Raw genomic sequence first — 23,692 nt, 5'->3', positions numbered from 1 at the left:
GGCCCCTTACTGCACCCAGGACTGGGTGATAATCCAGTTGAACTGCGGGTTGAACTTGAAATTGCCGATGCGCTTGCTGACGAAATCAAGCCGCTTCGGCGTGAACAGCCCGACCGCCGGTGCCTTGTCGGTGACCTGCTTGTCGATTGCCGCCCACAATTTGTCGGCCGCCTTCTGATCGGTCACGCCGAGGTCCAGCGCCTTCTGCATCTGGGCGTCGATATCCTTGTCGCAGAAGCCGGAAATGTTGATCGAGGCGTCCGAACCTTCGCGATAGGAAGCGCAGCTGAACAGGATGTTCAGGAAGTCCGACGCCGCCGGATAGTCCTTGTACCATTGGGTGACGGACATCTGCACTTTGTTGTTGGTGTTCTGGATATAGGTGAACTGCAGATTGGACGAGATCGGCTTGACGTCGGCGACGTAGCCAATGTTGGTCAGCACGCTCTGCAGATAGACGCCGATGGAACGCGAAATGGCGGTGTCCTCGACGATGATGGTCACCTTCTGGCCCTTGGTGCCCGATTCCTCGACGAGCTGCTTGGCCTTGTCGACATCCGGAGCCGACCATTTGGCGCCCGGGTTCTTGGTGAAGGGGCAATAGTCCTCATGCCCGGGGAAGTCCGGCGGCAGGACCTGGCAGACCGGCGAAGCCAGCACCTTGCCGCCGAACAGCTTGACCAGCGTGTTGCGGTCGACCGCATAGGCGACGGCCTGGCGCGCCTTTTCATTGTCGAATGGGGCCATGCGGGTGTTCAGCGGCGCGTACCACCAGGCCGAAAGCGGCGAGATATGCAGCTGGTCCATGGACTTGCTGCCGAGTTCGCCGAGGCGGTCGCTGGGCAGGGCGTCGAACATCCAGTCCGCTTCGCCGTTCTGGATCGCCGTGACGGCGGCCTCTTCCGAAAGGCCGAAATCATACTGCACGACATCCGGATAGCCGTCCGGCTGAGCTTCCTCGCTCCACTGCTTGAAATTGGGGTTGCGGGAAACCGTCATGCCTTTGTTGGGATCGAAAGCCGAGATCATGTAGGGGCCGGTGCTGGGGATCGGCTTGGAGCCCATATCCTCCGCCGGCGTGTCCGCGGGCAGGATCACAGCATGCGGCAAGGCGAGCTTGTAGAGGATCTCGGCGTCCGGCTTGGTGAGATTGAGGGTGATCGTGCCGGCCGCCTCGTCGGCGACAACGCCGCCTTCCAGCGTGCAGCTCTTGGTGTCGGCCAGGCATTTGTCGGCGCCGACAATGCCGGCATAGAAGGTGCCTGACGTCGGCCCGGAAATCTTGAAGATGCGCTGGAAGGAGGCGACGACGTCCTTCACGCCGAGGTCCTGGCCGTTGGAGAACTTGATGCCCTTGCGCAGCTTGAAGGTGAAGGTCTTGCCGTCATCGCTGACCGTGGGCAGTGCCTCGGCCAGATCGGGAACGATGGAGAAACCCTCGACGCCCTCGGCTTTGCGGAAGGCGACAAGGCCGTCATAGATCGGCTGGTACATCTGCCAGCCCTGGTCCGTGTAGTTGATGTGCGGATCGAGCGTTCCTGCCGCCGATCGGGCTAGCAGGCGAATGGTGCCGCCCCGGTGCTCCTTGAGATATTCGGCCTGTGCCGGAGCGAGCCACGAGCCGGCCAGCAATGCGGCGGCCGACGCCGCCAAAAGCAGTTTCTTCATGTCGTCATTCCCCTTTTCTGTTGTCGTTGTCGTCCAGGAAGTCTCCCACCACACGCATGCAGAGTTCCTGCTCCTCGACATGCGGCATGTGGCTGGAATGCTCGAATATCTGCCAGCGCGATCCCTTGATGCCGTCTTTGAAGGGCTGCACGGTCGCGGGTGTGGCTTCGTCGTGCCGGCCGGAGATGAGGAGTGTCGGAACCTCGATGGCCGGCAGGCGGTCGATGACGCTCCAGCTCTTCAGCGTGCCGATAACGTGGAATTCGTTCGGGCCGTTCATCACATTGTAGACGGTCGGATTGCGCACGATCTGGGCGAAGGTTTCCGTCACCTCGGGCGGGAACGGCACGACCCGGCAGACATGCCGTTCGTAGAACCGCATCGTCGCTTCCTGGTAGGCCGGATCGTCCGTCGTGCCGGCCTGCTCGTGCTTCGTCAGCGTCTCCTGCACGTCCCTGGGCAGGTCGGCGCGCAGCCGGTTGGCCTCCTCGACCCAAAGCTTCATGGACGCCGGCGAGTTGGCGATGGTCAGCGACTTGAGGCCCTTCGGCCTGGTCACGCCGTATTCGGCGCCCAGCATGCCGCCCCAACTTTGCCCCAGCACATGGAAGCCGCCGCGGATGCCGAGATGGTCTACGAGATTTTCCAGTTCGTCGATGAAGAGTTGGGGCGTCCAGAAATCGGCACCTTTTTCCGGCAGCAAGGTGGAATTGCCGCAGCCCAACTGGTCGTAGTGGATGACGGCGCGGCCGCCTCGGGCAAGAAGCTTATAGGCATCGACGTAATTATGGGCAGCACCCGGCCCGCCATGCAGGATCACGACTGGGGCCTTGCCGGCATCGAGCGCGCCGCTGACCCGGTACCAGGTTTCATAGGCGCCGAACCCGGCCCGCCCTTCTTTGCTGACGATCTCGGACGGCATCCCGGCTCCCCGCGTGGTTGAAGACATCTCGTTGCCGCCTAGTTCGCCGTCCGGCCGGACTGCACCCATTCTTCCAGCATCTGCACGCCGAAGGCCGTGGCGCCCTGCCGGCCCAGCGGCCGGTCCTTGTCGGCCATTTCCTTGCCGGCTATGTCGAGATGCACCCAGGGGCGGTCCTCGGTGAAATTGCGCAGGAAGGCCGCGGCATAGGGCGCGTCGCCGTCTTCCATGTCCTTGGCGTGGTGACGGATGTCGGCGAAGGGCGATTGCAGCCCCTCGTCATAGGCCCGGTCGAGCGGCAGTTGCCAGAACCGCTCGCCGACCTTTTCCCCCGCCGCGATCATGCGCGAGGCGATGGTGTCGTCGGTGCTGAAAAGTCCGGCGAAGACCGAGCCGAGGCCCCGCATCACCGAATAGGTCAGCGTCGCCAGATCGACGATCACCGAGGGATTGAAGCGCGAAGCGGCATAATAGAGGCAGTCGGCCAGGATCAGCCGGCCTTCCGCATCCGTGTCGAACACTTCCACGGTCTGGCCCGACGCCGTCGTGATGATGTCGCGCGGCTTGAGCGCGGTGCCGGACGGCATGTTCTCGGCAATGCCGAGCACGCCGACGGCATGCACCGGGCTGCCTTGCCGGGCGAGCGCGATCAGCAGCCCGACAACGGCGGCCGCGCCGCCCATGTCGGCCTTCATGTCGAACATCTGCTCGCCGCGTTTTATGCACAGGCCGCCGGAATCGAAGCAGACGCCCTTGCCGACGAAAGCCAGCGGCTGCGCGGGAGCGCCCTTGCCGCGATAGCGCAGAACCGCGACGCGCGGCGGTCGCGCCGAGCCGGAGCCGACGGCCAGGATCGCATTCATGCCGAGTTCCTTCAGCCGTGCCACATCGAGGATCTCGATATCGATGCCGGCCTCGCGCAGCGGCTCCAGGTGATCGTGGAAATTGTCGGGATGGAGATGGTTCGGCGGCAGGTTGACCAGCGTGCGCGCATATTCGACGCCGTCCGCGATGGCATTGACCCGTGCCAGCGCCGCCTTCAGCTCCGGGCCGGCCGCGCCGATCAATTGCACCCGCAAAGTGCGGTCGGCGCCTGCTCCCGGACGCCGGTTGCGCAGGTCGAAACGATAGCGCCGCAGCCGCATGCCGAGCGCGACCCGCGCCAGGACTTCCGCTGCGGGCAGGTCGACGCCGGCGAGCGGGTCCAGCATGAGGGTGGCTGCGCATTCGCTCTTGCCTTCCAGATGCGCTGCAAGCAGACCGCCGGCGCGCGCCAGCGAAAGCGGGGTTACGGCCTCGGCCTTGCCCAAAGCCAGCACCACCACGCGCCGGGCCGACATCGCCTTGGGGGCGATAACATCGACACAGGCGCCGGACTTCTCAAGCGCGGCCGGCTCGGAACACGCTCGGGACAAGATCCCGTCCATTTCAGCATCGAGCGCCGCTGCCCGGAGCCCAAAACCGTTTTGAGCGGTTTGCAGGATCACGACGACCGAGGTTTCCGCGGAAATCTCCTCCGCCGCTTCAAAGACCGGCGCCGGCGACTGAGGCATAGAAGCTCATTCTCCCATTCTTGGCGCCCCGCCGAGGCTCAGCTGGCGTCATACGCAAAGCTTCGCCGGTCCCCGGCGGAAGCCGGTCATACCGGTTTCCGCCGCTGGTGGAATGGCATCGGAGTGCCCAAACAATCGTTTTCGGATGGCGACTTGGTCGCTCTTGTCTTTTGGGTATCCCCGAACCGGCCAAGCGATCAAACGCCAATTTTGCCCAAGTCGATTGACAAAAACTCAACTGACATTTCATGATCGGCCAATGGCCCTGCCCTCACTCAATGGCATGCGCGCTTTCGAGGCCGCCGCGCGTCTCGGCAGCATCAAGGATGCAGCGGAAGAGTTGCATTTGACGCCCTCGGCCGTCAGCCGCCACATCCGCGCGCTCGAGAAGAACCTTGGCCAGGAGCTGTTCGAACGCGGCTTTCGCCAGATCACACCGACCATCAGGGGCTCATATTATGCGCGCGGCCTCTCCGAAGCATTCGAGGCTATCTGGCGCGCCACCGATGATGTCAGCTTCGTCCATGGTCACGGCAGGACCCAGCGGGTCAGGGTTCTCTGCGTGCCGGCGGTTTTGAACCTTTGGCTGGCGGACCGGCTGCCGAATTTCCGCAAGCTGCATCCGTCCGTGAACCTGGAGATCTCGACGTCGGGCAAGCGCGCCAACTTCGATTTGGCCATTGTCGACGAGTTCGTCTACAAGGCCGGCCCGGCCCTGACGCTGCTGATCCCGCTCGTTCTGACGCCGGTCTGCGCGCCGTCGCTGCTTGAGGGACCGGTGCCGCTCAGAACGCCCGCCGATCTGGTCAATCATCACCTCATCCACGAATGCGAGAGCATGCGCTGGCGGCGCTGGCTGGAACAGGAAGGCGTTCTGGACGCCACGCCGAAATCCAGCACGACGCTCGATGACTGCACCTTGATCATGCGCGAGGTGATAAACGGCGCGGGGATCGCTTTGGCCGACACCATGATGGCCCAAGACCTTTTGCAGCAAGGCAAGCTTGTCGCCCCGTTCAGCGCCCGCCACACCTATCCCGCCGGAATCTACCTGCACCAGCGCCGCAGCATCGGAAACAAGCCAGGCACCGGCCTGTTCCAGGATTGGCTGCTCGCCGAGATCGCCGACCATAAGCGCACGATGGGTATCGCATAGCGCGTCTCCTCCGAAGCGCCGCGCAAGAAAAAGGCGGCGACCGACCGGCCACCGCCTTCGCATTGTCGACGGCTGGGCTCAACCCTTGATGGTGGCGGTCAGCTCGTCATAGGCCTTGCAGGCTTCGTCGAGCGTCGTGGCGCCCTGATATTTCGTCGTCACAGCCTGCACCTTGGCGGTCAGATCGGCCGCCTTGCTCGGATCCTTGGTGACGGCTTCCTGGAGCGCGGCAGCCATGTCCTGCGCCTTCTTGGCGGCGATTTCCTGCGTGCATTCCGGCCCCTTGGAGCAAGCCGAACCGGCCAACGCCGCAACACCCACGGCAACGAGCAAAAACTTCTTCATGTCAATCATCTCCTCAAAAAAGGCAGCCGCCCATCGCCGCTGCCTCCACTGGCCGAAGCCGAACGTGCCATAACCTCCGATTGTGGCGTGAAGCAACGACCGGGCCGCATAAACTTGTGTAATCAGGTTGCAACGTCGCGGCGTCCGTGTTGGGGCCGCCCGATGCATGTCGCCCAAAGCGCGCAGCGGTTTTGAGTCGACGACAGGCATAAAGCAACAAGCTAAAGCGCGTCGTACGAGGCCATTCAGACGCGACGGCTTTAGAGCAATCCCAGGAAATGTGCGAAACGGTTTTCAGCCCCGAAAACAAAGAGATAGTGCGTCTCACCGTTTTCGTGAAACGATGAGACGCTCCATGTCAGGCGGAGCAAAGTTCACCCGCGAGGCTGTAGCAGCGCCAGCACGACGGTCAATGCGGCAAGGACGGCGGTAAGGGTCAAAGGTCCCGTGGCGCCATGGGTATCCACGACATAGCCGCCGACAACCGCGCCGATGGTGATGGCAACCTGGAAGGAGACGACCATCAGGCTACCCGCAGCTTCCAGCGCATCAGGTGCCGCGCGGGACAGATTGGTCGGCAGCACGACCGGCGCCATGCCGAAGGCCAAGCCCCAAAGCGTGACGAATGTGAACGCGACGCCAATGTGCACGCCCCAAAGCACCAATGCCAGCGCCGCAAACGCCATCAATGCGGCGTTGCCCGCGAGCGCCATGCGGATATTGGCGTCGGCCATACGGCCGCCGGCGACGTTGCCGATCACAGCCGCGATGCCAAATCCGAGCAGGGCCAGGGCAATTGGCCCGGTGGCGAGGAGCGTCACGTGTTCGAGGAAGGGGCGCACATAAACAGAGCCGGCAAAATGCCCCGTCATCAGCAAAAGAATGGCAAGCATACCGAGTTGGATGCCGCGCCGCTGTGTCAGCCGAAATACGTCAGCCAGACTATTGCTGGCCGTCGCAGGCAAGGTCGGTAGGCTCAGCAATTGCAGCAGCATGGCAATCACTGCCAACCCCGCCGTCAAGGCCATGGCGCTGCGCCATCCCAGCCAGTCGCTGATCAACGCCCCCATTGACGGGGCGGCGATGGTGGCGAGCGAGACGCCGAGGGTGACGATGCCCATGCCCCGACCTGTCGCATTGGCGCCGACCAGCCTGGCCACGACGGCAACCGAGAGTGCCCAGAATGCGCTGAGAGCGATTCCGAGCCCGGCCCTGCCCAGGAGCAACAGCCAGAAATTGGGCGCTAGCGCGGCAAGGAGGTTGGAACCGACCGCCAAGGCGCTGAGGCCAACCAACACCGTCTTGCGGTTCAATCGTCCGATGAGAACATTGCTCAACATGGCCGTCACGGCGCCGACCGAAGCCGTGGCGGTGACGACCTGTCCGGCGGTTCCTTCGCTGATGCCGAGGTCCCGCGCCATCGGCGTCAGCAGGCCTGCCGGCAGGAATTCGGCTGATACCAGGGCAAAGCTGGTGGCCGCCAATGAAATGACCGCAAACCAGGTGGCTGCGTTCCACGGGGCTGGCGCGGCGTCATCGAGGTCTATCGCCGCGTCTTCAAGCTGTAATGTTGTGTCTGTCACTGAAAGATCTCCAAAGTCTGGAGGTCTTCAATAGACGAGTCTTCTCGGATGATATGTACCTTATAATCCGAAATTCATGTCCGTTCGTCCGGGAATTGTGCGGCGCACAACGCCTGGCGAGACATTGGTGATGCGTTTGAACGCGCGCGCGAAGGATGCTTCGCTATCATAGCCCAAACGGGTAGCGACCTCGGCAACCGACAGGCCGTTTTGCCCGAGCAACTCGCGGGCAAGCTGCATCCGCAGACGGGCGAGATAGTGGGCAGCGCCCTCCCCTAACACAGCGCTGAAGCGCTCGGCGAAAATCGAGCGCGATTGGCCTGCCAGGGCGGCAAGGCTTTCCAGGGTCCAGTTATGGCCGGGGTCTCGATGCATGGCTGCCAGAGCGCGGCCGATATGGGGGTCGCGGATGGCTGCAAGCCAGCCCGTGGTCGAAGCTCCAGTGCAATTGACCCAGCAGCGGATAAGCCGGGCGGTCAGCAAGTCCGCCATACGGGACAGAATCGTGGCGCTGCCCATCTGCGGTTGCGCGGCCTCCGCCGTCATAGCCGCCAGCAAAGGACGGACGACCGGATCGTTGCCGGCCACATCGCACCCCTTGATAATAGATGGCATCAACGTGATCAGTGGATTGAGCGCACAGACGCCCAGGGCCATGGAGCCGCAGAAAAGGGTGCTTGTCGCGCCCGTCCCTTCCCGCACCACCTCACAGACATTGCTCCCCAACTTGGTAACCTGGCAACTCTCGAGCGAGTCGTCGACAACGTCCGGCGCACTAGCCAGCCGATGGGCGATGCCTTGCGGCAACAGCACCAGATCGCCATCGCGCAACTCCTGCCAGCCTTCCGCTTCGGTATAAATCCAGCATGGACCCTGGCCGACAAAGTGAAAGCGAAGCAGCTTCTGTTGCGGAAAGGCGATGCTCCATGGATGCCGGAGCTCGCAGCGGCCATAGTTGACCCCACTCAAGCGAAAGTCCTGTAGGACTTCGCTGAGCGCATCCATCGGAATATGCAGAGGCGGGCGGGACGAATAGTCAGGCATTCGGCTACTGTATATGCCGAACGTCCGGCAGGCAAGCGGAGGCCGCTTCAACGGCACCCTACCCTTCAAGTCAGTCCGCCCGCCCTTGCCTCTCGCTCCCGGGGCATGCAAGGAGTGCTTCGAGCAACGGGACGACAGGCATGGCAGTTGAAGCGTCGAGCAGCGATCTGGTGCAGGTGGTGGCGCTGCTCGCCGCGGGCGTCGTCGCCGTGCCGATCTTCAAGCGCATGGGGCTGGGCTCGATCCTCGGCTACCTCGCCGCCGGCGTGGTCATCGGTCCGTTCGGCCTGCGCATCTTTTCTGAATCGGAAGCGATCCTCCACGTCGCCGAGCTCGGCGTCGTCATGTTCCTGTTCATCATCGGGCTGGAGATGCAGCCGTCGCGGCTCTGGGGTCTGCGTCGCGAGATTTTTGGCCTGGGTGCCTTGCAGGTCGGCGTCTGCGCAGTCCTGCTCACTCTCGTCGGACTGGCCGGAGGCTTTCCCATCGCGCAGTCCTTCGTCGCCGGCGCCGGCTTCATCCTGACCTCGACGGCGATCGTCATGCAGTTGCTCGAAGAGCGCGGTGAGATCGCCACGCCGAAAGGCCAGCGCATCGTCTCCATCCTGCTGCTCGAAGACCTGATGATCGTGCCGCTGCTCGCGCTTATCGCATTCCTCGCGCCGGGCGGCGCCGAAACCAGCCTTTCGGAGCGGCTGACCGAAGTTGGGATCGGCATCGCCGCGATCGTGGGACTGGTCGTGGCCGGCCGTTACCTGCTCAATCCGCTCTTCCGCATCCTGGCCGATGCCCGCGCCCGCGAGGTCATGACCGCCGCGGCGCTGCTGGTGGTGCTGGGATCGGCCTTGGCCATGCAGCTCTCCGGCCTGTCGATGGCGATGGGCGCCTTCCTCGCTGGCGTGCTGTTGTCGGAATCGACCTTCCGCCACCAGCTCGAAGCCGATATCGAGCCGTTCCGCGGCATCCTGCTCGGCCTGTTCTTCCTCGCCGTCGGCATGTCGCTCGACCTTGGCGTCGTAGCCCAGAACTGGCGGCTCATCGCCATCTATGTCGTCGCCTACATGGTCATGAAGGCATTCGGCATCTACGTCGTCGCGCGCATTCTGAAAAGCGGCCATCGCGAGGCGCTCGAACGCGCCGTCTTCATGGCGCAGGGCGGCGAGTTCGCCTTCGTGCTCTATTCGTCCGCTGCCGCGGTCGGCATCATCGACGGCCAGGCCAACGCCACGCTGACCGCCATCGTCATCATCTCGATGGTGCTGACACCGCTCGCGATCTTGGCGCTGCGTTACCTCACCCCGCGCGACGAGCAGTCCCTCGACGGCGTCGACATCGCCGACGGCCTCACCGGCAGCGTGCTCATCATCGGCTTCGGCCGCTTCGGCCAGATCGCCAGCCAGCCGCTTTTGCTGCGCGGGATGGACGTCTCGATCATCGACAACGAGGTGGAGATGATCCAGGCGGCGGCCGATTTCGGCTTCAAGGTCTATTACGGCGACGGCACGAGGCTGGACATCCTGCATGCGGCTGGCGCCGGGCGCGCCCGCGCGGTGCTGATCTGCGTCGACAAGCCCGACGCCGCCGTGCGCATCGCGCAGCTTATCAAGGCCGAATTTCCACTGGTCACCATCCTGGCGCGCGCCTTCGACCGCGGCACCGCGCTGCAGCTCGTGCGCGCCGGCGTCGACTATCAGCTGCGCGAGACCTTCGAATCGGCGCTGGTCTTCGGCGGCTCCGCGCTGGAGGCGCTTGGCGTCGATCCCGAGGAGGTCGCCGAAGTCATTGAGGATGTGCGACGCCGCGACGAAGCGCGCTTCGAGACGCAATTGGCCGAGGGCGTGCGCGCCGGCCAGCGTTTCCTCAAGGGCAATATCGGCACGCCGATCCCGACGCCGCTCACGCAGCCACGCCGCGCCGGCCGCGCGCTGAACCAGGAAACCGCCGTCGTGCTGAACCAGGCAGAGACCAAGAACTGAGAGGCAAATATGGCAGAGCTTGATCCGCGAGCGCTTTCGGTCATCGCATTCTGGCGCGACGCCGGCGAGGACGCCTGGTTCGAAAAGAGCGACGCCTTCGACGCCGATTTCCGCGGCCGCTTTCTCGAGCTGCATTACGCCGCTGCGCGGCGCGAATGCGACGACTGGAATGGGCATGCCGAAGGATCGCTGGCGTTGATGATCCTGCTCGATCAGTTCCCGCGCAACTGCTTCCGCGGCACCGGCCACATGTACGCGACCGATCCGCTCGCCAGATACTTCGCCGACAGGGCGATCGCCGCCGGTCAGGACCTCGAGCTGGAAGAACTGTTTCGCGTCTTCCTCTATCTGCCGTTCGAGCATTCCGAAGTGCTGGCGGATCAGGAACGGTCGGTGGAACTCACCGCCGAGCGAGCGCCGGACTATCTTAAATACGCCAATGAACATCTGGAGATCGTCCAGCGCTTCGGTCGCTTTCCGCACCGCAACCGCATGCTCGGCCGTGCGACGACGGCCGAGGAGCAGGCATTTTTGGACGGCGGCGGGTTTTCCGGCTGACCGGCCGGCTTCGGAGCAATTCCAGGAAAAGTGTGGGCGGTTTTCCGTCCGGAATTGCGACAATGCAAAATCAGCCGAGCCACCATTCGCGGCCCGAAGGCAGCCGCTCGATGCCGGACGTATCGAGGGCTTCGAGCCGTTCCGACACGCTCCTGCCGCCGACCGAAAGCCCTGGCGCGATCTCGGCCAGCGGCGCCAGCACGAAGGCGCGCTCCAGCATGCGCGGATGCGGCACTTCGAGCCCGGTCTCGTGGATCACCCGCTCGCCGAACACCAGGATGTCGATATCGATGAGGCGCGGCCCCCAGCGCTCCTCGCGCACGCGCTTCAGCCGCTTCTCGACATCGAGGCAAAGCTCAAGCAGCGCGCGTGGCGAAAGCGCCGTCTCGATCGCGGCGGCGGCATTGAGGAAATCGGGCTGGTCGAGCTTGCCCCAAGGAGGCGTGCGGTAGAGCGACGAGACGGCGGTGACGCGCGTCGCGTCGTCGCCGTCCAGCATGCGCAATGCCGCGCCCATGGACTTCGCCGGCTCGCCGAGATTGCCGCCGAGACTGAGGTAGACGGCGCTATTCTGGCCAGACAACGGTCACCTCGACATGATCGAGCACGCCCGGCACCGGGGCGTTCGGCTTGCGCACGGTGATCGCGGCTTTCCTGATCTGCGAGAATCGCGCTGTCAGCGCCTTCGCCACCTCCAGCGCCAGCGCCTCGATCAGGAAGCGGCGATGTCCGGTCACGATCTTTTCGATAACCGAGAAGGCGACGCCATAATTGACGGTGTCTTCGATGGAATCCTCAGTCAGCGGCCGGCTGGGCTCGACCGTCAGCTCGGCATCGACGTAGAAACGCTGGCCAAGCGTCTCCTCCTCGTCCAGCACGCCGTGGCGGGCGAAGAAGGCGCAGTTCTTCATGCGGATGAGGTACATGATCAGTGTCCGGAAGGAAGCTCGGTTTCGCGTTGAAGCATAGCATCGGTGACCGCCAGCGCATCCACGTTGATTGCGACATCGTGGACGCGAAACAGGTCGGCTCCCTTCAAGCGCAGGATGACACTGGTGGCCGCCGTGCCGGCAGCCCGTTCCGCGGGATCGCGCCCGGTGGCGGTGCCGATGAAGCGCTTGCGCGAGGTTCCGGCCATCAACGGGTAGCCGAGCGCCTGAAGCTCGGAAAAACGCGCCATCAGGTCGAGGTTTTCCTCCGCCGTTTCCTTGGCGAAGCCGAAGCCGGCATCGAGCACGATCTGGCTGTCGGCGACATTGCCGGCGCGCGCGATCTCCAGCGATTTGCGCAGGAACAGGAACTCGTCCTCGATCACGTCGGGCAGCTTCTGCCGTTCGCGCCCGGTATGCATGATGACGAGCCCGGCGCCTGTCTCGGCCGCGACGCGCGCGATGCCCGGCTCACGTTGCAGCCCCCAGACGTCGTTGACGATATGGGCGCCGGCGGCGACGCCAAGCCGCGCGGTGTCCTCGCGATAGGTGTCGACCGAGATCAGCGCCTCGCCGGAAGCGGCGAGCGCCGCGATGACCGGCAGCACGCGCGCCTGTTCTTCCTCGGCGGAGATCGGGGCGAAACCGGGCCGCGTCGATTCCCCGCCGACGTCGATGATCGCCGCGCCCTGCTTCACCATGCGGTGCGCCTGCTCCAGCGCCTTCTCGGGCGCGATGAACAGGCCGCCGTCCGAAAAGCTGTCGGGCGTCACGTTGAGGATGCCGGCGACGACCGCCTTCGGACCGAGGTCGAGATAGCGTCCATGCGCCAGCTGCCATCGCCTTGTCGTCATTGTCCATCAACCATGCGTGATCCGCGCGAAATCAATTCCGTTGCGCTGGCGACGGCCCTAAAGCAAGGTGCGTGAAGAGGCAATATGATGAACCGCTCCCTGCTCTGCGCCCTGATGCTCTCGCTCACTGCCCTGCCGGCGGGCGCGGCCAGTCTGGTCAAGACCTACAGCTATTTCAGCGTCGGCGGCCGCACGCTCGACGATATCCAGAACCAGCTGTCGAGAAACGGCCCCGAGGTGAAGAGCACCGGCTCGCGGCATCCCGGCGCCACCCAAATGGCCTTCACCACCCGCATCAGCTACGCGCAGAGCGCCGGGTCCTGCCGCATTGCCGACGCGGCCGTCACCTTGAAGGTCAAGGTGATCCTCCCCGAATGGCGGCGCCCGCGCAAATCCGATCCCGGCGTCAGGCTGGTCTGGGATACGCTCTCGGCCGACATCAAGCGGCATGAGGAGCGCCATGTCGAGATCGCCAAGAACCATGCGCGCCTGCTCGAGGATGCGCTGAAGGCACTCCCGCCGCAAAAGACCTGCGAGCAGGCGAAGCTCAACGCCGCCGCGGTCCAGGCAGCCGAGCTCGCCAGGCACGATCAGGACCAGGTCCGCTTCGATCGCGTCGAAAGCGTCAATTTCGAAAGCCGTATCCTTCGGCTGATGCGCTACCGGATGGAGCGTGTCGAAGCCGGCCAGCTGCCGCCGCCTTGACTTGAGAGCCGAGCCCTGTCCGGGGCCAATTTCGCCCAAGCATGGTGCCAGACCGGGAAAACTTTCGAAGGACGGTCGAAATCGGTCTATATCGAACGACATATAGCGGGTTCCAAACGCTCGAGCCGCTATCCACGATGAGAAATGACAGGCGTGAGCGGCCAGAGCCGCCTTGCGCGCCAAGCACCAGCCTTTGAAAGAATGACGCATGGACCAGACCGTCGAGAACCAGGCGATGGCGCCGAAAGCCGCGCCGATGATGAGCGAGAGCGAGAAGAATGCCATCATCGGCGGCGTGCTGTTGTCGATGCTGCTGGCGGCCCTTGATCAGACCATCGTAGCCCCTGCCCTGCCGACGATCGCCGGCGCGCTCGGCCATGCCGAATATCTGCCGTGGATCGTCACCGGCTATCTTCTGACCGCGACCGCGATGGCGCCGCTCTACGGCAAGATTTCCGATGTCTACGGGCGCCGCCCTGTCATCTACGCCGCCATCCTCGTCTTCCTGCTCGGGTCGCTGGTCAGCGCGCTCGCTCCCAACATGCTGGTGCTGGTCATCGGCCGCGCCATCCAGGGCGCCGGCGGCGGCGGTCTCTTCGCGCTGGCCCAGACGGTCATCGGCGACCTCGTGCCGCCGCGCGAGCGCGCCCGCTATGCGGCCTGGATCGCAGGCACATGGGCGGTCGCCAGCGTCGCCGGCCCGCTGCTCGGCGGCGTGTTTGCCGAGCATCTGCACTGGTCGCTGATCTTCTGGATCAACCTGCCTATCGGCTTCCTGGCCATGGCCATCATCAACAACCCGTTGAAGAAGCTGCCGGTCGCGGCCAAGAACCATCGCATCGACGGCTTGGGCGCCGTGCTGCTGGTTATCGCCACAACGCTTCTGCTCCTGGCGCTCAGCTGGGGCGGCAGTGCCTATCCCTGGTTTTCCCGCGAAATCCTTGGGCTGGTTGCCTGCTCGGCGGTGTTCTGGGCCTTCTTCGCGCTCAGGCTGCTCAAGGCGGCCGAGCCTTTGATCTCGCTCGAGGTCTTGAGCAACCCGATCGTGCTCGCCGGCACACTGTCGATGTTCCTCCTGCAGGCCGCAAATATCGGCGCGTCGGTATACCTGCCGGTCTATCTGCAATCGGTCGTCGGGCTTTCGGTCAGCGAATCCGGCACCGCGATGCTTGGCCTCCTGCTCGGCACGGTCGCCGGCGCGACCTTCAGCGGCCGCACGATCCCGCGCTTTGTCCACTACAAGCGCATCGCGATGATCGGCGTCGGGCTGGCCATCGTCTGCATTGGCGTGCTCAGTGCCATTGCGGAACACGCCTCGCTGCTCGAGGTGGAAATCCTGACGACTCTGATCGGCCTTGGCAGCGGAACGACATTCCCGGTTGCCACCGTCTCGGTCCAGAATGCCGTCGATCGCGCGCATCTCGGTGTCGCGACGGGCGTTCTGACCTTCCTGCGCACGCTGGGCGGCGCGCTCGGCGTGGCCATGCTCGGCGCCGTCGCGCTCGGCTACGGCCTGCCACTGTCCTCAGAAGGCTCGCACACGCATATCCAACCGGCATCGGCGTTGCCGTTCGTGATGATATTCGTCGCCGCCGGAGCAACGCTCGTTCTGGCCCTGATCACGCTGGCCCTGATGCCCGAAAAGGAACTGCGCGGCCACGACGAGCAAACCGCGCCCGCTCTTGCGGAGTAGATCGCTTGAAGGTGTGTTGAGATTCAGGTCAGGCCGAGTCGAGAAGGGCAGTTTCCGAGAACCGGAGCGGAGCGTACTTGAAGTACGTGAGCACCGGAAGCGCAGCAAGCTGCCCTTCGCAGTCCGGCATCACCTGAATATCAATACGCCTCAATCATGCACGCCGAGCTTCTTCTGCAGGCTGGTCGACGAGGTCGTGTACTGAAAGACGATGCGCTCGCCCGGGCTGACGATCCGCTTGGCGGCCTGCGCCATCAGCGCCACCTCATGGAAGCCTGACAGGATCAGCTTGAGCTTGCCTGGATACCAGTTGATGTCGCCGACGGCAAAGATGCCCGGGATCGACGTCTGGAACTTCTCGGTGTCCACCGGGATCAGGTTCTCGTTGAGGTTAAGGCCCCATTCGGCTATCGGCCCGAGCTTCATGGTGAGGCCGAAGAACGGCAGCATGCGGGTGCACGGCACCTCGACGTCGCCATCCGGACCGCCCTTGATGGTCGCCGATAACAGCTGGCCGTCGGCGCCGGCAAGGCCGCTGACCTGGCCGACCAGGAATTCGAGCTGCTTCATCTCCTGCATGGCATACATTTTGTTGACGCTGTCGGGCGCGGCCCGGAATTCCGGGCGGCGATGCACCAGCGTCACGCTTTTGGCGATCGGCTGCAGGTTGAGTGTCCAATCGAGCGCCGAATCGCCGCCGCCGACGATGACGAGATCGTGGCCGCGAAATTCCTCCATGCGCCGGACCGAATAGAAGACGCTCTTGCCTTCGTACTCCTCAATGCCCGGAATGGGCGGACGCTTGGGCTGGAACGAGCCGCCGCCGGCGGCGATCACCACCACCTTGGCCTCGAACAATTCACCTTCATCGGTGGCGACGCGGAAACTGCCGTCCTCCAGCTTTTCAAGGCTCGACACCATGCGGTTGAAGGTGAAGTCCGGCTTGAACGGATGGATCTGCTCCATGAGCTTGTCGACCAGGCCTTGCGCGGAGATCGTCGGCCAGCCGGGAATGTCGTAGATCGGCTTTTCAGGATAGAGCTCGGCGCATTGGCCGCCGGGACGATCGAGAATGTCGATCAGATGGCATTTCATGTCGAGCAGACCGAGCTCGAACACGGCGAACAGGCCGATCGGCCCTGCCCCGACAATGAGAACGTCCGTTTTGATGGTATCGGTCATGCGCTGCGCCCTGATTGGGAATGCGGCGAGACTGCATGAGCTATGGGCCGCTGCCAAGCTGCCGGCGCGAAAGAATATTGGGAAGCTGCCAAGGTGTGTCGAGATTCAGGTTGGGCCGAGTCGGAGTCGAAGACGGGCGCGAAGCGACCAAACTGGGTGACTTCCGAGAACCGGCCAACGCCGGCCGTAGCTTATTTTAACCGCCACGCCATTCGTGGGTGCTTCGGCCGGCAAAGGCCGGAAGCGCAGGAAGTCGCCATTTGCAGGCCGGCCTCACCTGAATATCGACGCGCCTTAACCCTGGCGCGCGGGGACCCGAACCACCAGCCCGTCCAGCGCGTCGCGCACCTTGATCTGGCATGAGAGGCGCGAGTTCGGCTGGACCTCGTAGGCGAAGTCCAGCATGTCCTCCTCCATCGCCTCCGGCTCGCCGACCTCCGCTGTCCATGCTTCGTCGACATAGACATGGCAGGTCGCGCAGGCACAGGCGCCGCCGCATTCGGCTTCGATGCCGGGCACCGCGTTGCGGATTGCATTTTCCATCACCGTCGAGCCGTTTTCGGCTTCCACGTCAAATCGGGTCCCGTCATGGGCGATGTAAGTCAGCTTGGTCATTAAGTCACCTGAGGAGTCGCAGCCGAGATAATCACTCTGCCGGACAAGTCAACTGCGGCGCGAAAGCGCCACGAAATGACGTTTTTCAGAAAGGCGGGATACTAGCGGCTGATGCCGGCGATGAAGTCGCGCACTTCCTCGATCAGCGTGCTGAGCCGCCTGAGCGCCCGGACGTCTTCCGGCTGGGTTTCGATGATCGCCGCGCAGTCGGCCACCGCAAAGGCGCCGATGCCGCGCGCCGAGCCCTTCAGGCCATGCGCCAGAAGCACCCTTTGCCTCGCGTCGGCATCCGCGATCTGGTCACGGACCGACAGCGACTGGTGCACGAACAGCGCCAGCACCTCGCGTTCGAGGTCGCGGTCGCCCATTGTCTGGCGTGCCAGATGGCCGAGATCCACCGGTCGGGCTCCAGCCGTTCCGGAGGCGTCGCCCCCCGGCATGGAAAACGCAATACCACTTTCGCCACGCATACGCACTGCAACTCCATCAAGCGGGCAGACGGGCCCACGAAAATAGGCGCTCCCGGTCGCCAACGGGTTAACGACTGCAGAGGAAAAATGTTGTCACGGAGGCAGCCGGATCACGTCTCCGTTAACCTTATATTTAAAGTTTTACGTATCGCCCGGAATGCATGTTTTCTTTACCCCGGTGTGTCATTACGATACGAAGGTCCATTTTTCAGCCTCCTGCGCGGGATAGACAAGCCAGAATCGGGCCAGAATCAGGCCAAAATCATAAGTCCCGCGGCAGCTAGTACAGGGTAGCGAAGGCATGGCTAAGAAACCAACGACGACGAAGTCTCTCGAGAATGACGTGGCCGCGGAACTGGAAAAGGCGCTTGACCTTGACCTTAACGGCGACGAAGGCGGCCTCGACATGGCGGCGTCGATGGAGGATCTCGAGGCGCAGATTTCGGCGGCGGCCGACGAGCTGGCGCGCGAAGGGCGCAGCCACAGGACGGAGCCGGCAAACAATCCCCAGCCTGCCAACCCCCAGCCTACCAACCCCCAGCCTCCCAGGGCGTCCGCGGCCAAGCCGGCCGAGTTGCGCCCGGTCGAGCCGCGCAATGGGCAGCCGTCCGGCTTCACGCCTCCCGCCGGCTTCACGCCCGCCAACGACGACCGCCAGAAGGACTACAAGACGCTGCTGCACAGCCTCAACCGCCGTGCGTCGAGCACCGTCTACTGGGTGATCGCCTTTATCTCGCTGGCCTGGATCGCCGGCGCCGGCGGCCTAGCCAACCTGTTGTTCGGCCCCGGCATCTGGAAGATCCGCACCTTCGACCAGTTCTTCGCCCGTCCCGAGCTGATCGGCCTGGCGGTTGCCGCGATCGTTCCGGTCATCCTGTTCTGGGCTTTCGCCGCCATGATCCGGCGCGCGCAGGAAATGCGCCTCGCCGCGCAATCCATGACCGAGGTCGCCTTCCGCCTGGCGGAGCCCGAAAACCTCGCCCAGGACCGTGTCATGATGATCGGCCAGGCCGTTCGCCGCGAGGTGGCGGCCATGGGCGAAGGCATCGAGCGCACCCTGGCCCGCGCGGTCGAGCTCGAAACGCTTGTCCACGGCGAAGTCAGCCAGCTCGAACGCTCCTATTCCGAGAACGAGGCCCGCATCCGTTCGCTGGTCGACGGTCTCGGCAGCGAGCGCGAGGCGGTCGTCACCCATGCCGAGCGCGTGCGCGCCTCCATCGCCAGCGCTCACGAGACGCTGCGCGACGAGATCGGCTCGGCAAGCGACATCATCCGCGACTCGATCCTCAACGCGTCGACCAAGCTGTCGATGACGATCAACAATTCCGGCGACACGCTGATCGACCGCATCAATGAAAGCTCGACGTCGATCTTCGATTCCGTGGAATCGCGCCTGGACAACATCACGGACCGTCTTTCGACCTCCGGCGAGGCTTTCGCGAGCCTCCTCGACACCCGTATCGCCAAGCTCACCGACACCACGGACGGCCTGACACGCTCGCTAACCGACCTGCTCGACGACCGCACCAACGGCATGGTCTCGCTACTCGGCGGCGCGGCGCGTACCTTGAATTCGGAGTTCGAGACGAGCCTCAGCGGCATCGAGCGGACCCTGGCCGAACGCGGTCAGGCGCTGATCAGCGAATTCCAGACCCGCGCCGAGGCGCTCGACACCGGTACGCAGAAACTCAACGCCGCCCTCGAAGCCCGCGCCCGCCAGATCAACGAGACGCTGGTCGAGCGCGCCCGCGAGATCGCGCACACCTTCGCCGAGAGCAAGGACCAACTGTCGTCGATGATCGACCAGGGCAAGACGCAGATCGGCGCCGACATGGCGGACATCATCTCGTCGACCTCTTCCATGCTCGAAGCCCGCGCCACCGACTTCGCCGGACGCATGGAAGCGGCCCGGCATGTCGTGTCGCGCTCATTCGATTCCGACATCCAGCGGCTGGCCGATGCCCGTGTCGGCATCGAGGAAGCCGTCGAGAACCACAGCCGCGCGCTTTCGGAGAGCCGCGAGCGCATGGCGGCCGCCATGCAGGAGGACCTGGCGAAATTCGCCGAAGGCCGCGTGGCAATCGATGCCGCCGTCACCAACCAGGTGCAGAAGCTGGCAGAAGGCCGCAGCCTGATCTCGCGCGCGCTGGAAGAAGACCTGCGCAAGGTCAACGAGTCGCGCGCTGCCATCGATGCGTCGCTGGGCAGCCATCTGGAGCAGCTCGAAGAAGGCCGCAACCGCCTGTCCCAGGTCTTGAACGAAGACTCCGGCAGGCTCGTCCAAGCCCGTACTATGATTGACGAAATGGTCGCCGGCCATGTCGGGAAGCTGGCCGAAGGCCGCAACATCCTGGCGCGCGCCCTGGAGGCCGATCTCAACAAGCTGCAGGACAGCCGCGCCTCCATCGACGGCCTTGTCGCCGGTCAGGTCGAGAAGATCGCCGAGGGCCGCGCGGTGCTCGCCAAAGCGCTCGAGACCGACATCATCGGCATCCGTGGCCTGATCGAGACCCACTCGACCAAGCTCGCCGAGGACCGCGGCGAGCTCAGCCGCGCCCTTGAAAGCGATCTGAGCGGCATCCGCGGCCTGATCGACAGCCACGCCGGCAAGCTCGCCGAGGACCGCAGCCTGCTGTCGCACACGCTGGAAGCCGACCTCGCCAAGCTCGCCGAAAGCCGCGCCTCGATCGACGGCCTTGTCGCCGGCCAGGTCGAGAAGCTCGCCGAAGGCCGCGACATCCTCAAGCGTGCCCTGGAAGCCGACCTCAACGCCATCAAGGGTGCCATCGCGGGACATTCGGACAAGGTGCTGGAAGATCGCTCACAGCTTTCGAAAGCGCTTGAAACCGACCTGCAGGCCGTCAGCGGCGTCATCGCCGACCATCAAAACAGGCTCGTTCAGGACCGTTCCGTGCTGTCGAAGTCGCTGGAGGACGATCTCGCCAAGCTGGCGGAGAGCCGCTCCAGCATCGACGGGCTGGTCGCCGGCCAGGTCGAGAAGCTCGCCGAAGGCCGCGACATCCTCAAGCGCGCGCTGGAGGCCGACCTCAACACAATCCAGGGCGCGATCGTCGATCATTCGCAGAAGATCACCGATCACCGCGCCGAGCTTTCGCGTGCGCTGGAGACCGATATGGCTAATGCCAGCGGCCTCATGCAGACCCATGCCGACCAACTGTCGCAGAACCGGGCGACGCTGTCCAAGGCGCTCGAGGACGATCTTGCCAAGCTCGCCGAGAGCCGCGCCGGCATCGACGGCCTGGTCTCCGGCCAGGTCGAGAAGCTCGCGGAAGGCCGCGACATCCTCAAGCGTGCGCTGGAAGCCGACCTCGCCAAGCTCGCCGAAAGCCGTTCCTCGATCGACGGCCTGGTCGCCGGCCAGGTCGAGAAGCTCGCCGAAGGCCGCGATATCCTTAGGCGCGCCCTCGAAGCGGACCTTCAGAAGCTGACGGAAAGCCGCTCGAAGATCGACGACGTCATCGCCGGCCATGTCGGCAAGCTGTCCGAGGGCCGCAACATGCTGGCCAAGGCCCTCGAGGACGATCTCGTCAAGCTTGCCGATGCGCGCAAGGACGTCGACCGTTCGGTTTCCGGCCATATTGACCAGATCGCTGCCCGAAGCAGCGATATCTCGGCGGCGATTGCCGCCGATGTCGAGAAGATCGAGCAGGCCTTCAGCCGGCAGACCGGTGTCATCGAGGAGCGCGCCGGCACCATGGAGCGTGCGCTGTCGACCGGCGTCGACAATGTCCGCGGCGTGCTGGAAAAGACCGCTGTGTTCGTGGCGGGCGCGCTGCGCGACAAGGTCATGGAGATCACCAGCACCCTGCACGAGCAGGCCGGTGCGGCTTTCAGCGACGCCGACCGCAAGATCGCCGAACGCGCCGAGCAGACGTCCGCCGCGCTGCTTGCCAGAGCCGAGGACATCGCGCAGGCTTTCGAGGCGGCGGACCGCCGCCTGCACGAGCGCGCTCAGGATACGTCCAACATGCTGATGGCGCGCGCCGACGACGCCTCCAACTCGCTCATGGCCCGCGCCGAGGAAACCGCCGACAAGCTGGCCGCACGCGCCGGCGACATCGCCAACACCTTCGATGCAGCCGACCAGAAGCTGGTTGCCCGCGCCGTCGAGACGGCGCAGTCGCTGGCCGCCCGTGCTGGCGACATCCTGCGCAACTTCGAGGGCGCCGACGAGCGGCTTTCGATGCGCATCAGCGAATCGGCCGAAGCGCTGGCCGCCCGCGCCTCGGACCTCGGCCGCATCTTCGACAGCGCCGACCAGCATCTGATCTCGCGTATTGCCGAGGGCTCGGAGGCACTGTCGTCGCGGGCGTCCGAAATTGCACGTATCTTCGACGACGCCGACAGCCGTCTGGTGTCGCGTATCGCCTCGAGCACCTCGACCATCGGCGAGCATGCCGACACGATCGTCGGCGCCTTCGCGGCGACCGAACAGCGCGTCGCCGACCGTGCCCGCCAGACCGGGCAGGAGCTTGCCGTGCATGCCCGCGAGATCGAGCAGGCGCTGGCCGGAGCCGACGAACGGCTGGCCGCAAGCGCCTCGGCCGCGGCCGCACGTGTTGAGGACCAGGTGGCGAGCGTGGAAAACCGCCTCGCCTACAGCGCCGAGACCATGGGCCAGAAGCTCAACGAGCAGGTCTCCAGCGCCGAGGCCCAGCTCATCTCGCGCGCCAATGTCATCGCCGAGACCTTCACGGCGGTCGGCCAGCATATCGGCCAGAGCACCAACGAGGCCGCGCGCACGATCGGCGCCAACACCCGCGAGCTCAACACCATGCTCGCGGCGCGTTCGGCAGAGATGGCGAAAATCCTCGACGAGACGGCCAAACCGCTGGTCGAGCGCTTCGCCCAGGGCGGCTCCGAGCTGCAGCGCAGCATGGAAGAGGTCACCGAGCGGGCGGCCGAGAAGCTGCGCAGCGAGAACACGAACCTCGTCAACGCTCTCGCCAGCCGCACGGCCGAGACGCTGTCGGCCGTCGAAGGCGCCCGCTCGTCGCTTGCCGACAGCGTGGCCGATCTTATCGGCCGCATGACGACCTCCAGCGCGCAACTCGGGCAATTGATCGACCAGGCTGCCGTCAATCTCGGCCAGGTCGAGGAGCGGCTCTCCGGCAGCACGCAGAGCTTCGCCACGACCACGGAGAAGGCCGCCCAGACTTTCGCCAGTTCGGCGCGTCTGGTCGATTCCAACACGACACGGCTCACCGACCTGTCCTCGGCGACGCTGCGCGAGGTGGCCTCGATCGCGACCAAGTTCGACGAACACAGCCGGTTGCTCTCCAGCGCCTCGAATTTGCTCAGCTCCGCGCAAAGCAATCTTGAGCACACGCTGGAGCGTCAGTCCTCGCTGGAAGACCTCGCCGTCGGCCTGGTCAAGAAGTCGGAAGACCTCGAGAAGGTGATGCGCTCCTTCGAAAACCTCGTCGGCCAGACGATGCAGACTGCGGAGGGCCGCACGATGGAATCGGCGGAAAAGATCCGCGCCGCCATGGCCGACGTCGTCGATTCGGCGACACGCCGCTTTGCTGACGCGACCGAAGAGATGCGTCGCACCGCAGGCTCGATCAAGAGCGAGCTCGACCTTACCCGCGCCGAGCTGAAGAAGGGCGTGATCGAGATGCCGGAGGAGGCTAAGGAATCGACCTCGGCCATTCGTCGCGCTGTCGCAGAGCAAATCAATGCGCTCAAGGAACTGTCGGATATCGTTGCGAAATCCGGTCGCAGCGGCAGCAGCGAACAAGGCGAGCCACGCGGCCTGCGCCCTGCTCCGCAGGCGCCGGCCCGAGCCGCCGAACCGCCGCTGCGCCGTCCCCCGGCCCCGCAGCCACAGCAGCAATCGCAACCAACGGCCCGCGCTCCGCAGGCGCCGCTCGCGGAGACCACGCTGCGCGGCACGCTCGATCTTGAACGCCCCGCCGAGGCGCCGCGCCGCGATCCGAACGGCAAGCCCGCGCAGGGCGGATGGGTGCGCGACCTCCTGACCAATGCGTCGCGTGAGGAAGAGCTGCGGCCGGCAACGCCGGCGGAAGCGCCGCGCGCGACGCCTGCCCAGCGCTCGCCGCTGCATGTCATGGAGTCGCTCAACTCGCTCTCCGTCGACATCGCGCGGGCCATCGACCATGACGCCTCAATCGAGCTCTGGAACCGCTACCGGCGGGGCGAGCGCGACGTCTTCACCCGTCGCCTCTACACGCTGAAGGGCCAGCAGACCTTCGACGAGATCCGCCGCAAGTATCAGGCCGAGGCGGAATTCCGCGCCGCGGTCGACCGTTACTGCGAGGATTTCGAGAAGCTGCTCAAGGATGTCTCGCGCAACGACCGCGACAACATCATGGCGCAGACCTATCTGACGTCCGACACGGGCAAGGTCTACACGATGCTGGCCCATGCCAGCGGCCGGCTGCAGTGAGCGGCCGAC

18 protein-coding genes are annotated in these 23,692 nt (G+C 64.6%); 6 read left to right on the top strand and 12 right to left on the bottom strand.

The window, feature by feature from the left end; genetic code table 11:
• Positions 1–6 precede the first annotated feature (6 nt).
• Genes CK219_RS03135 through CK219_RS03125 form a run of 3 tightly spaced genes read right to left on the bottom strand, consistent with a single transcriptional unit; the run spans position 7 to position 4,143 of the window.
• Positions 7–1,668, bottom strand: coding sequence for an ABC transporter substrate-binding protein (locus CK219_RS03135; protein ID WP_095765264.1), 1,662 nt, complete (start codon positions 1,666–1,668; stop codon positions 7–9).
• A gap of 4 nt (positions 1,669–1,672) precedes the next feature.
• Entirely contained in the window at positions 1,673–2,590 is a 918-nt protein-coding gene (locus tag CK219_RS03130; protein WP_095765263.1) for a proline iminopeptidase-family hydrolase, read from the bottom strand.
• Between the two features lie 38 nt (positions 2,591–2,628).
• Positions 2,629–4,143, bottom strand: coding sequence for a leucyl aminopeptidase (locus tag CK219_RS03125; RefSeq protein WP_095765262.1), 1,515 nt, complete (start codon positions 4,141–4,143; stop codon positions 2,629–2,631).
• 259 nt (positions 4,144–4,402) lie between these two features.
• Here CK219_RS03125 and CK219_RS03120 point away from each other — a divergent pair, with 259 nt between their 5' ends.
• Positions 4,403–5,299, top strand: coding sequence for a LysR substrate-binding domain-containing protein (locus tag CK219_RS03120; protein ID WP_095765261.1), 897 nt, complete (start codon positions 4,403–4,405; stop codon positions 5,297–5,299).
• Positions 5,300–5,377: 78 nt separating this feature from the next.
• Here the strand turns inward: CK219_RS03120 and CK219_RS03115 are convergent, their stop codons facing one another.
• The 3 genes from CK219_RS03115 to CK219_RS03105 all read right to left on the bottom strand — a co-directional run bounded on the left by CK219_RS03115 (position 5,378) and on the right by CK219_RS03105 (position 8,271).
• Entirely contained in the window at positions 5,378–5,644 is a 267-nt protein-coding gene (locus tag CK219_RS03115) for a hypothetical protein (RefSeq protein WP_095765604.1), read from the bottom strand.
• Between the two features lie 374 nt (positions 5,645–6,018).
• Positions 6,019–7,227: an MFS transporter gene (locus CK219_RS03110; protein WP_095765260.1), complete on the bottom strand. Its 1,209-nt coding sequence runs from the start codon at positions 7,225–7,227 to the stop codon at positions 6,019–6,021.
• A 60-nt stretch (positions 7,228–7,287) separates the two neighbouring features.
• Positions 7,288–8,271 (bottom strand): AraC family transcriptional regulator, encoded by a 984-nt coding sequence (locus tag CK219_RS03105; RefSeq protein WP_095765259.1) that lies wholly within the window; start codon positions 8,269–8,271, stop codon positions 7,288–7,290.
• A 140-nt stretch (positions 8,272–8,411) separates the two neighbouring features.
• Here CK219_RS03105 and CK219_RS03100 point away from each other — a divergent pair, with 140 nt between their 5' ends.
• Entirely contained in the window at positions 8,412–10,247 is a 1,836-nt protein-coding gene (locus CK219_RS03100) for a monovalent cation:proton antiporter-2 (CPA2) family protein (protein ID WP_095765258.1), read from the top strand.
• Positions 10,248–10,256: 9 nt separating this feature from the next.
• On the top strand, positions 10,257–10,805 hold the full coding sequence (locus CK219_RS03095; RefSeq protein ID WP_095765257.1) for a DUF924 family protein: 549 nt from the start codon (positions 10,257–10,259) through the stop codon (positions 10,803–10,805).
• Between the two features lie 70 nt (positions 10,806–10,875).
• Here CK219_RS03095 and folK read toward each other — a convergent pair whose 3' ends face one another.
• Genes folK through folP form a run of 3 tightly spaced genes read right to left on the bottom strand, consistent with a single transcriptional unit; the run spans position 10,876 to position 12,588 of the window.
• A complete protein-coding gene (gene folK / locus CK219_RS03090; protein WP_095765256.1) occupies positions 10,876–11,388 on the bottom strand; it encodes a 2-amino-4-hydroxy-6-hydroxymethyldihydropteridine diphosphokinase in 513 nt (170 codons plus the stop codon).
• On the bottom strand, positions 11,372–11,731 hold the full coding sequence (folB, locus tag CK219_RS03085; RefSeq protein ID WP_095765255.1) for a dihydroneopterin aldolase: 360 nt from the start codon (positions 11,729–11,731) through the stop codon (positions 11,372–11,374). The genes folK and folB overlap by 17 nt, the downstream gene beginning before the upstream one ends.
• A 2-nt stretch (positions 11,732–11,733) precedes the next feature.
• Positions 11,734–12,588, bottom strand: a complete 855-nt coding sequence (gene folP, locus CK219_RS03080; protein ID WP_095765254.1) for a dihydropteroate synthase — start codon at positions 12,586–12,588, stop codon at positions 11,734–11,736.
• A gap of 84 nt (positions 12,589–12,672) precedes the next feature.
• Between folP and CK219_RS03075 the strand changes: the two genes are divergently transcribed.
• Together CK219_RS03075 and CK219_RS03070 are read left to right on the top strand one after the other, a co-directional pair.
• On the top strand, positions 12,673–13,293 hold the full coding sequence (locus CK219_RS03075; RefSeq protein ID WP_095765253.1) for a DUF922 domain-containing protein: 621 nt from the start codon (positions 12,673–12,675) through the stop codon (positions 13,291–13,293).
• A 208-nt stretch (positions 13,294–13,501) separates the two neighbouring features.
• On the top strand, positions 13,502–14,986 hold the full coding sequence (locus tag CK219_RS03070; protein WP_095765252.1) for an MDR family MFS transporter: 1,485 nt from the start codon (positions 13,502–13,504) through the stop codon (positions 14,984–14,986).
• 150 nt (positions 14,987–15,136) lie between these two features.
• On the opposite strand, the gene CK219_RS03065 is transcribed toward CK219_RS03070, so the two are convergent.
• The 3 genes from CK219_RS03065 to CK219_RS03055 all read right to left on the bottom strand — a co-directional run bounded on the left by CK219_RS03065 (position 15,137) and on the right by CK219_RS03055 (position 17,253).
• On the bottom strand, positions 15,137–16,168 hold the full coding sequence (locus tag CK219_RS03065) for an NAD(P)/FAD-dependent oxidoreductase (protein ID WP_095765251.1): 1,032 nt from the start codon (positions 16,166–16,168) through the stop codon (positions 15,137–15,139).
• 294 nt (positions 16,169–16,462) lie between these two features.
• The gene (locus CK219_RS03060; protein WP_095765250.1) at positions 16,463–16,783 is read right to left on the bottom strand and encodes a 2Fe-2S iron-sulfur cluster-binding protein; all 321 of its coding nucleotides are present in this window, start codon (positions 16,781–16,783) and stop codon (positions 16,463–16,465) included.
• A gap of 101 nt (positions 16,784–16,884) precedes the next feature.
• The gene (locus CK219_RS03055) at positions 16,885–17,253 is read right to left on the bottom strand and encodes an Hpt domain-containing protein (protein WP_095765249.1); all 369 of its coding nucleotides are present in this window, start codon (positions 17,251–17,253) and stop codon (positions 16,885–16,887) included.
• A 301-nt stretch (positions 17,254–17,554) separates the two neighbouring features.
• On the opposite strand from CK219_RS03055, the gene CK219_RS03050 reads away from it, so the two are divergent.
• Positions 17,555–23,683: a kinesin gene (locus CK219_RS03050; protein ID WP_095765248.1), complete on the top strand. Its 6,129-nt coding sequence runs from the start codon at positions 17,555–17,557 to the stop codon at positions 23,681–23,683.
• The last annotated feature ends 9 nt before the right edge of the window (positions 23,684–23,692 follow it).

It is taken from the genome of Mesorhizobium sp. WSM4313, assembly GCF_002294725.1.
Lineage (GTDB): Bacteria > Pseudomonadota > Alphaproteobacteria > Rhizobiales > Rhizobiaceae > Mesorhizobium.
The sequence above is the reverse complement of the archived record's forward strand: the minus strand, read 5'-3'. Positions and strand labels throughout refer to the sequence as shown.

What these genes read in the sequence shown, in the direction of transcription:
- CK219_RS03135 (WP_095765264.1), bottom strand. Translation starts at nt 1,668, where the DNA reads ATGAAGAAACTGCTTTTGGCGGCGTCGGCCGCCGCATTGCTGGCCGGC.
- CK219_RS03130 (WP_095765263.1), bottom strand. Translation starts at nt 2,590, where the DNA reads ATGCCGTCCGAGATCGTCAGCAAAGAAGGGCGGGCCGGGTTCGGCGCC.
- CK219_RS03125 (WP_095765262.1), bottom strand. Translation starts at nt 4,143, where the DNA reads ATGCCTCAGTCGCCGGCGCCGGTCTTTGAAGCGGCGGAGGAGATTTCC.
- CK219_RS03120 (WP_095765261.1), top strand. Translation starts at nt 4,403, where the DNA reads ATGGCCCTGCCCTCACTCAATGGCATGCGCGCTTTCGAGGCCGCCGCG.
- CK219_RS03115 (WP_095765604.1), bottom strand. Translation starts at nt 5,644, where the DNA reads ATGAAGAAGTTTTTGCTCGTTGCCGTGGGTGTTGCGGCGTTGGCCGGT.
- CK219_RS03105 (WP_095765259.1), bottom strand. Translation starts at nt 8,271, where the DNA reads ATGCCTGACTATTCGTCCCGCCCGCCTCTGCATATTCCGATGGATGCG.
- CK219_RS03100 (WP_095765258.1), top strand. Translation starts at nt 8,412, where the DNA reads ATGGCAGTTGAAGCGTCGAGCAGCGATCTGGTGCAGGTGGTGGCGCTG.
- CK219_RS03095 (WP_095765257.1), top strand. Translation starts at nt 10,257, where the DNA reads ATGGCAGAGCTTGATCCGCGAGCGCTTTCGGTCATCGCATTCTGGCGC.
- folB (WP_095765255.1), bottom strand. Translation starts at nt 11,731, where the DNA reads ATGTACCTCATCCGCATGAAGAACTGCGCCTTCTTCGCCCGCCACGGC.
- folP (WP_095765254.1), bottom strand. Translation starts at nt 12,588, where the DNA reads ATGACGACAAGGCGATGGCAGCTGGCGCATGGACGCTATCTCGACCTC.
- CK219_RS03075 (WP_095765253.1), top strand. Translation starts at nt 12,673, where the DNA reads ATGATGAACCGCTCCCTGCTCTGCGCCCTGATGCTCTCGCTCACTGCC.
- CK219_RS03070 (WP_095765252.1), top strand. Translation starts at nt 13,502, where the DNA reads ATGGACCAGACCGTCGAGAACCAGGCGATGGCGCCGAAAGCCGCGCCG.
- CK219_RS03065 (WP_095765251.1), bottom strand. Translation starts at nt 16,168, where the DNA reads ATGACCGATACCATCAAAACGGACGTTCTCATTGTCGGGGCAGGGCCG.
- CK219_RS03060 (WP_095765250.1), bottom strand. Translation starts at nt 16,783, where the DNA reads ATGACCAAGCTGACTTACATCGCCCATGACGGGACCCGATTTGACGTG.
- CK219_RS03055 (WP_095765249.1), bottom strand. Translation starts at nt 17,253, where the DNA reads ATGCGTGGCGAAAGTGGTATTGCGTTTTCCATGCCGGGGGGCGACGCC.
- CK219_RS03050 (WP_095765248.1), top strand. Translation starts at nt 17,555, where the DNA reads ATGGCTAAGAAACCAACGACGACGAAGTCTCTCGAGAATGACGTGGCC.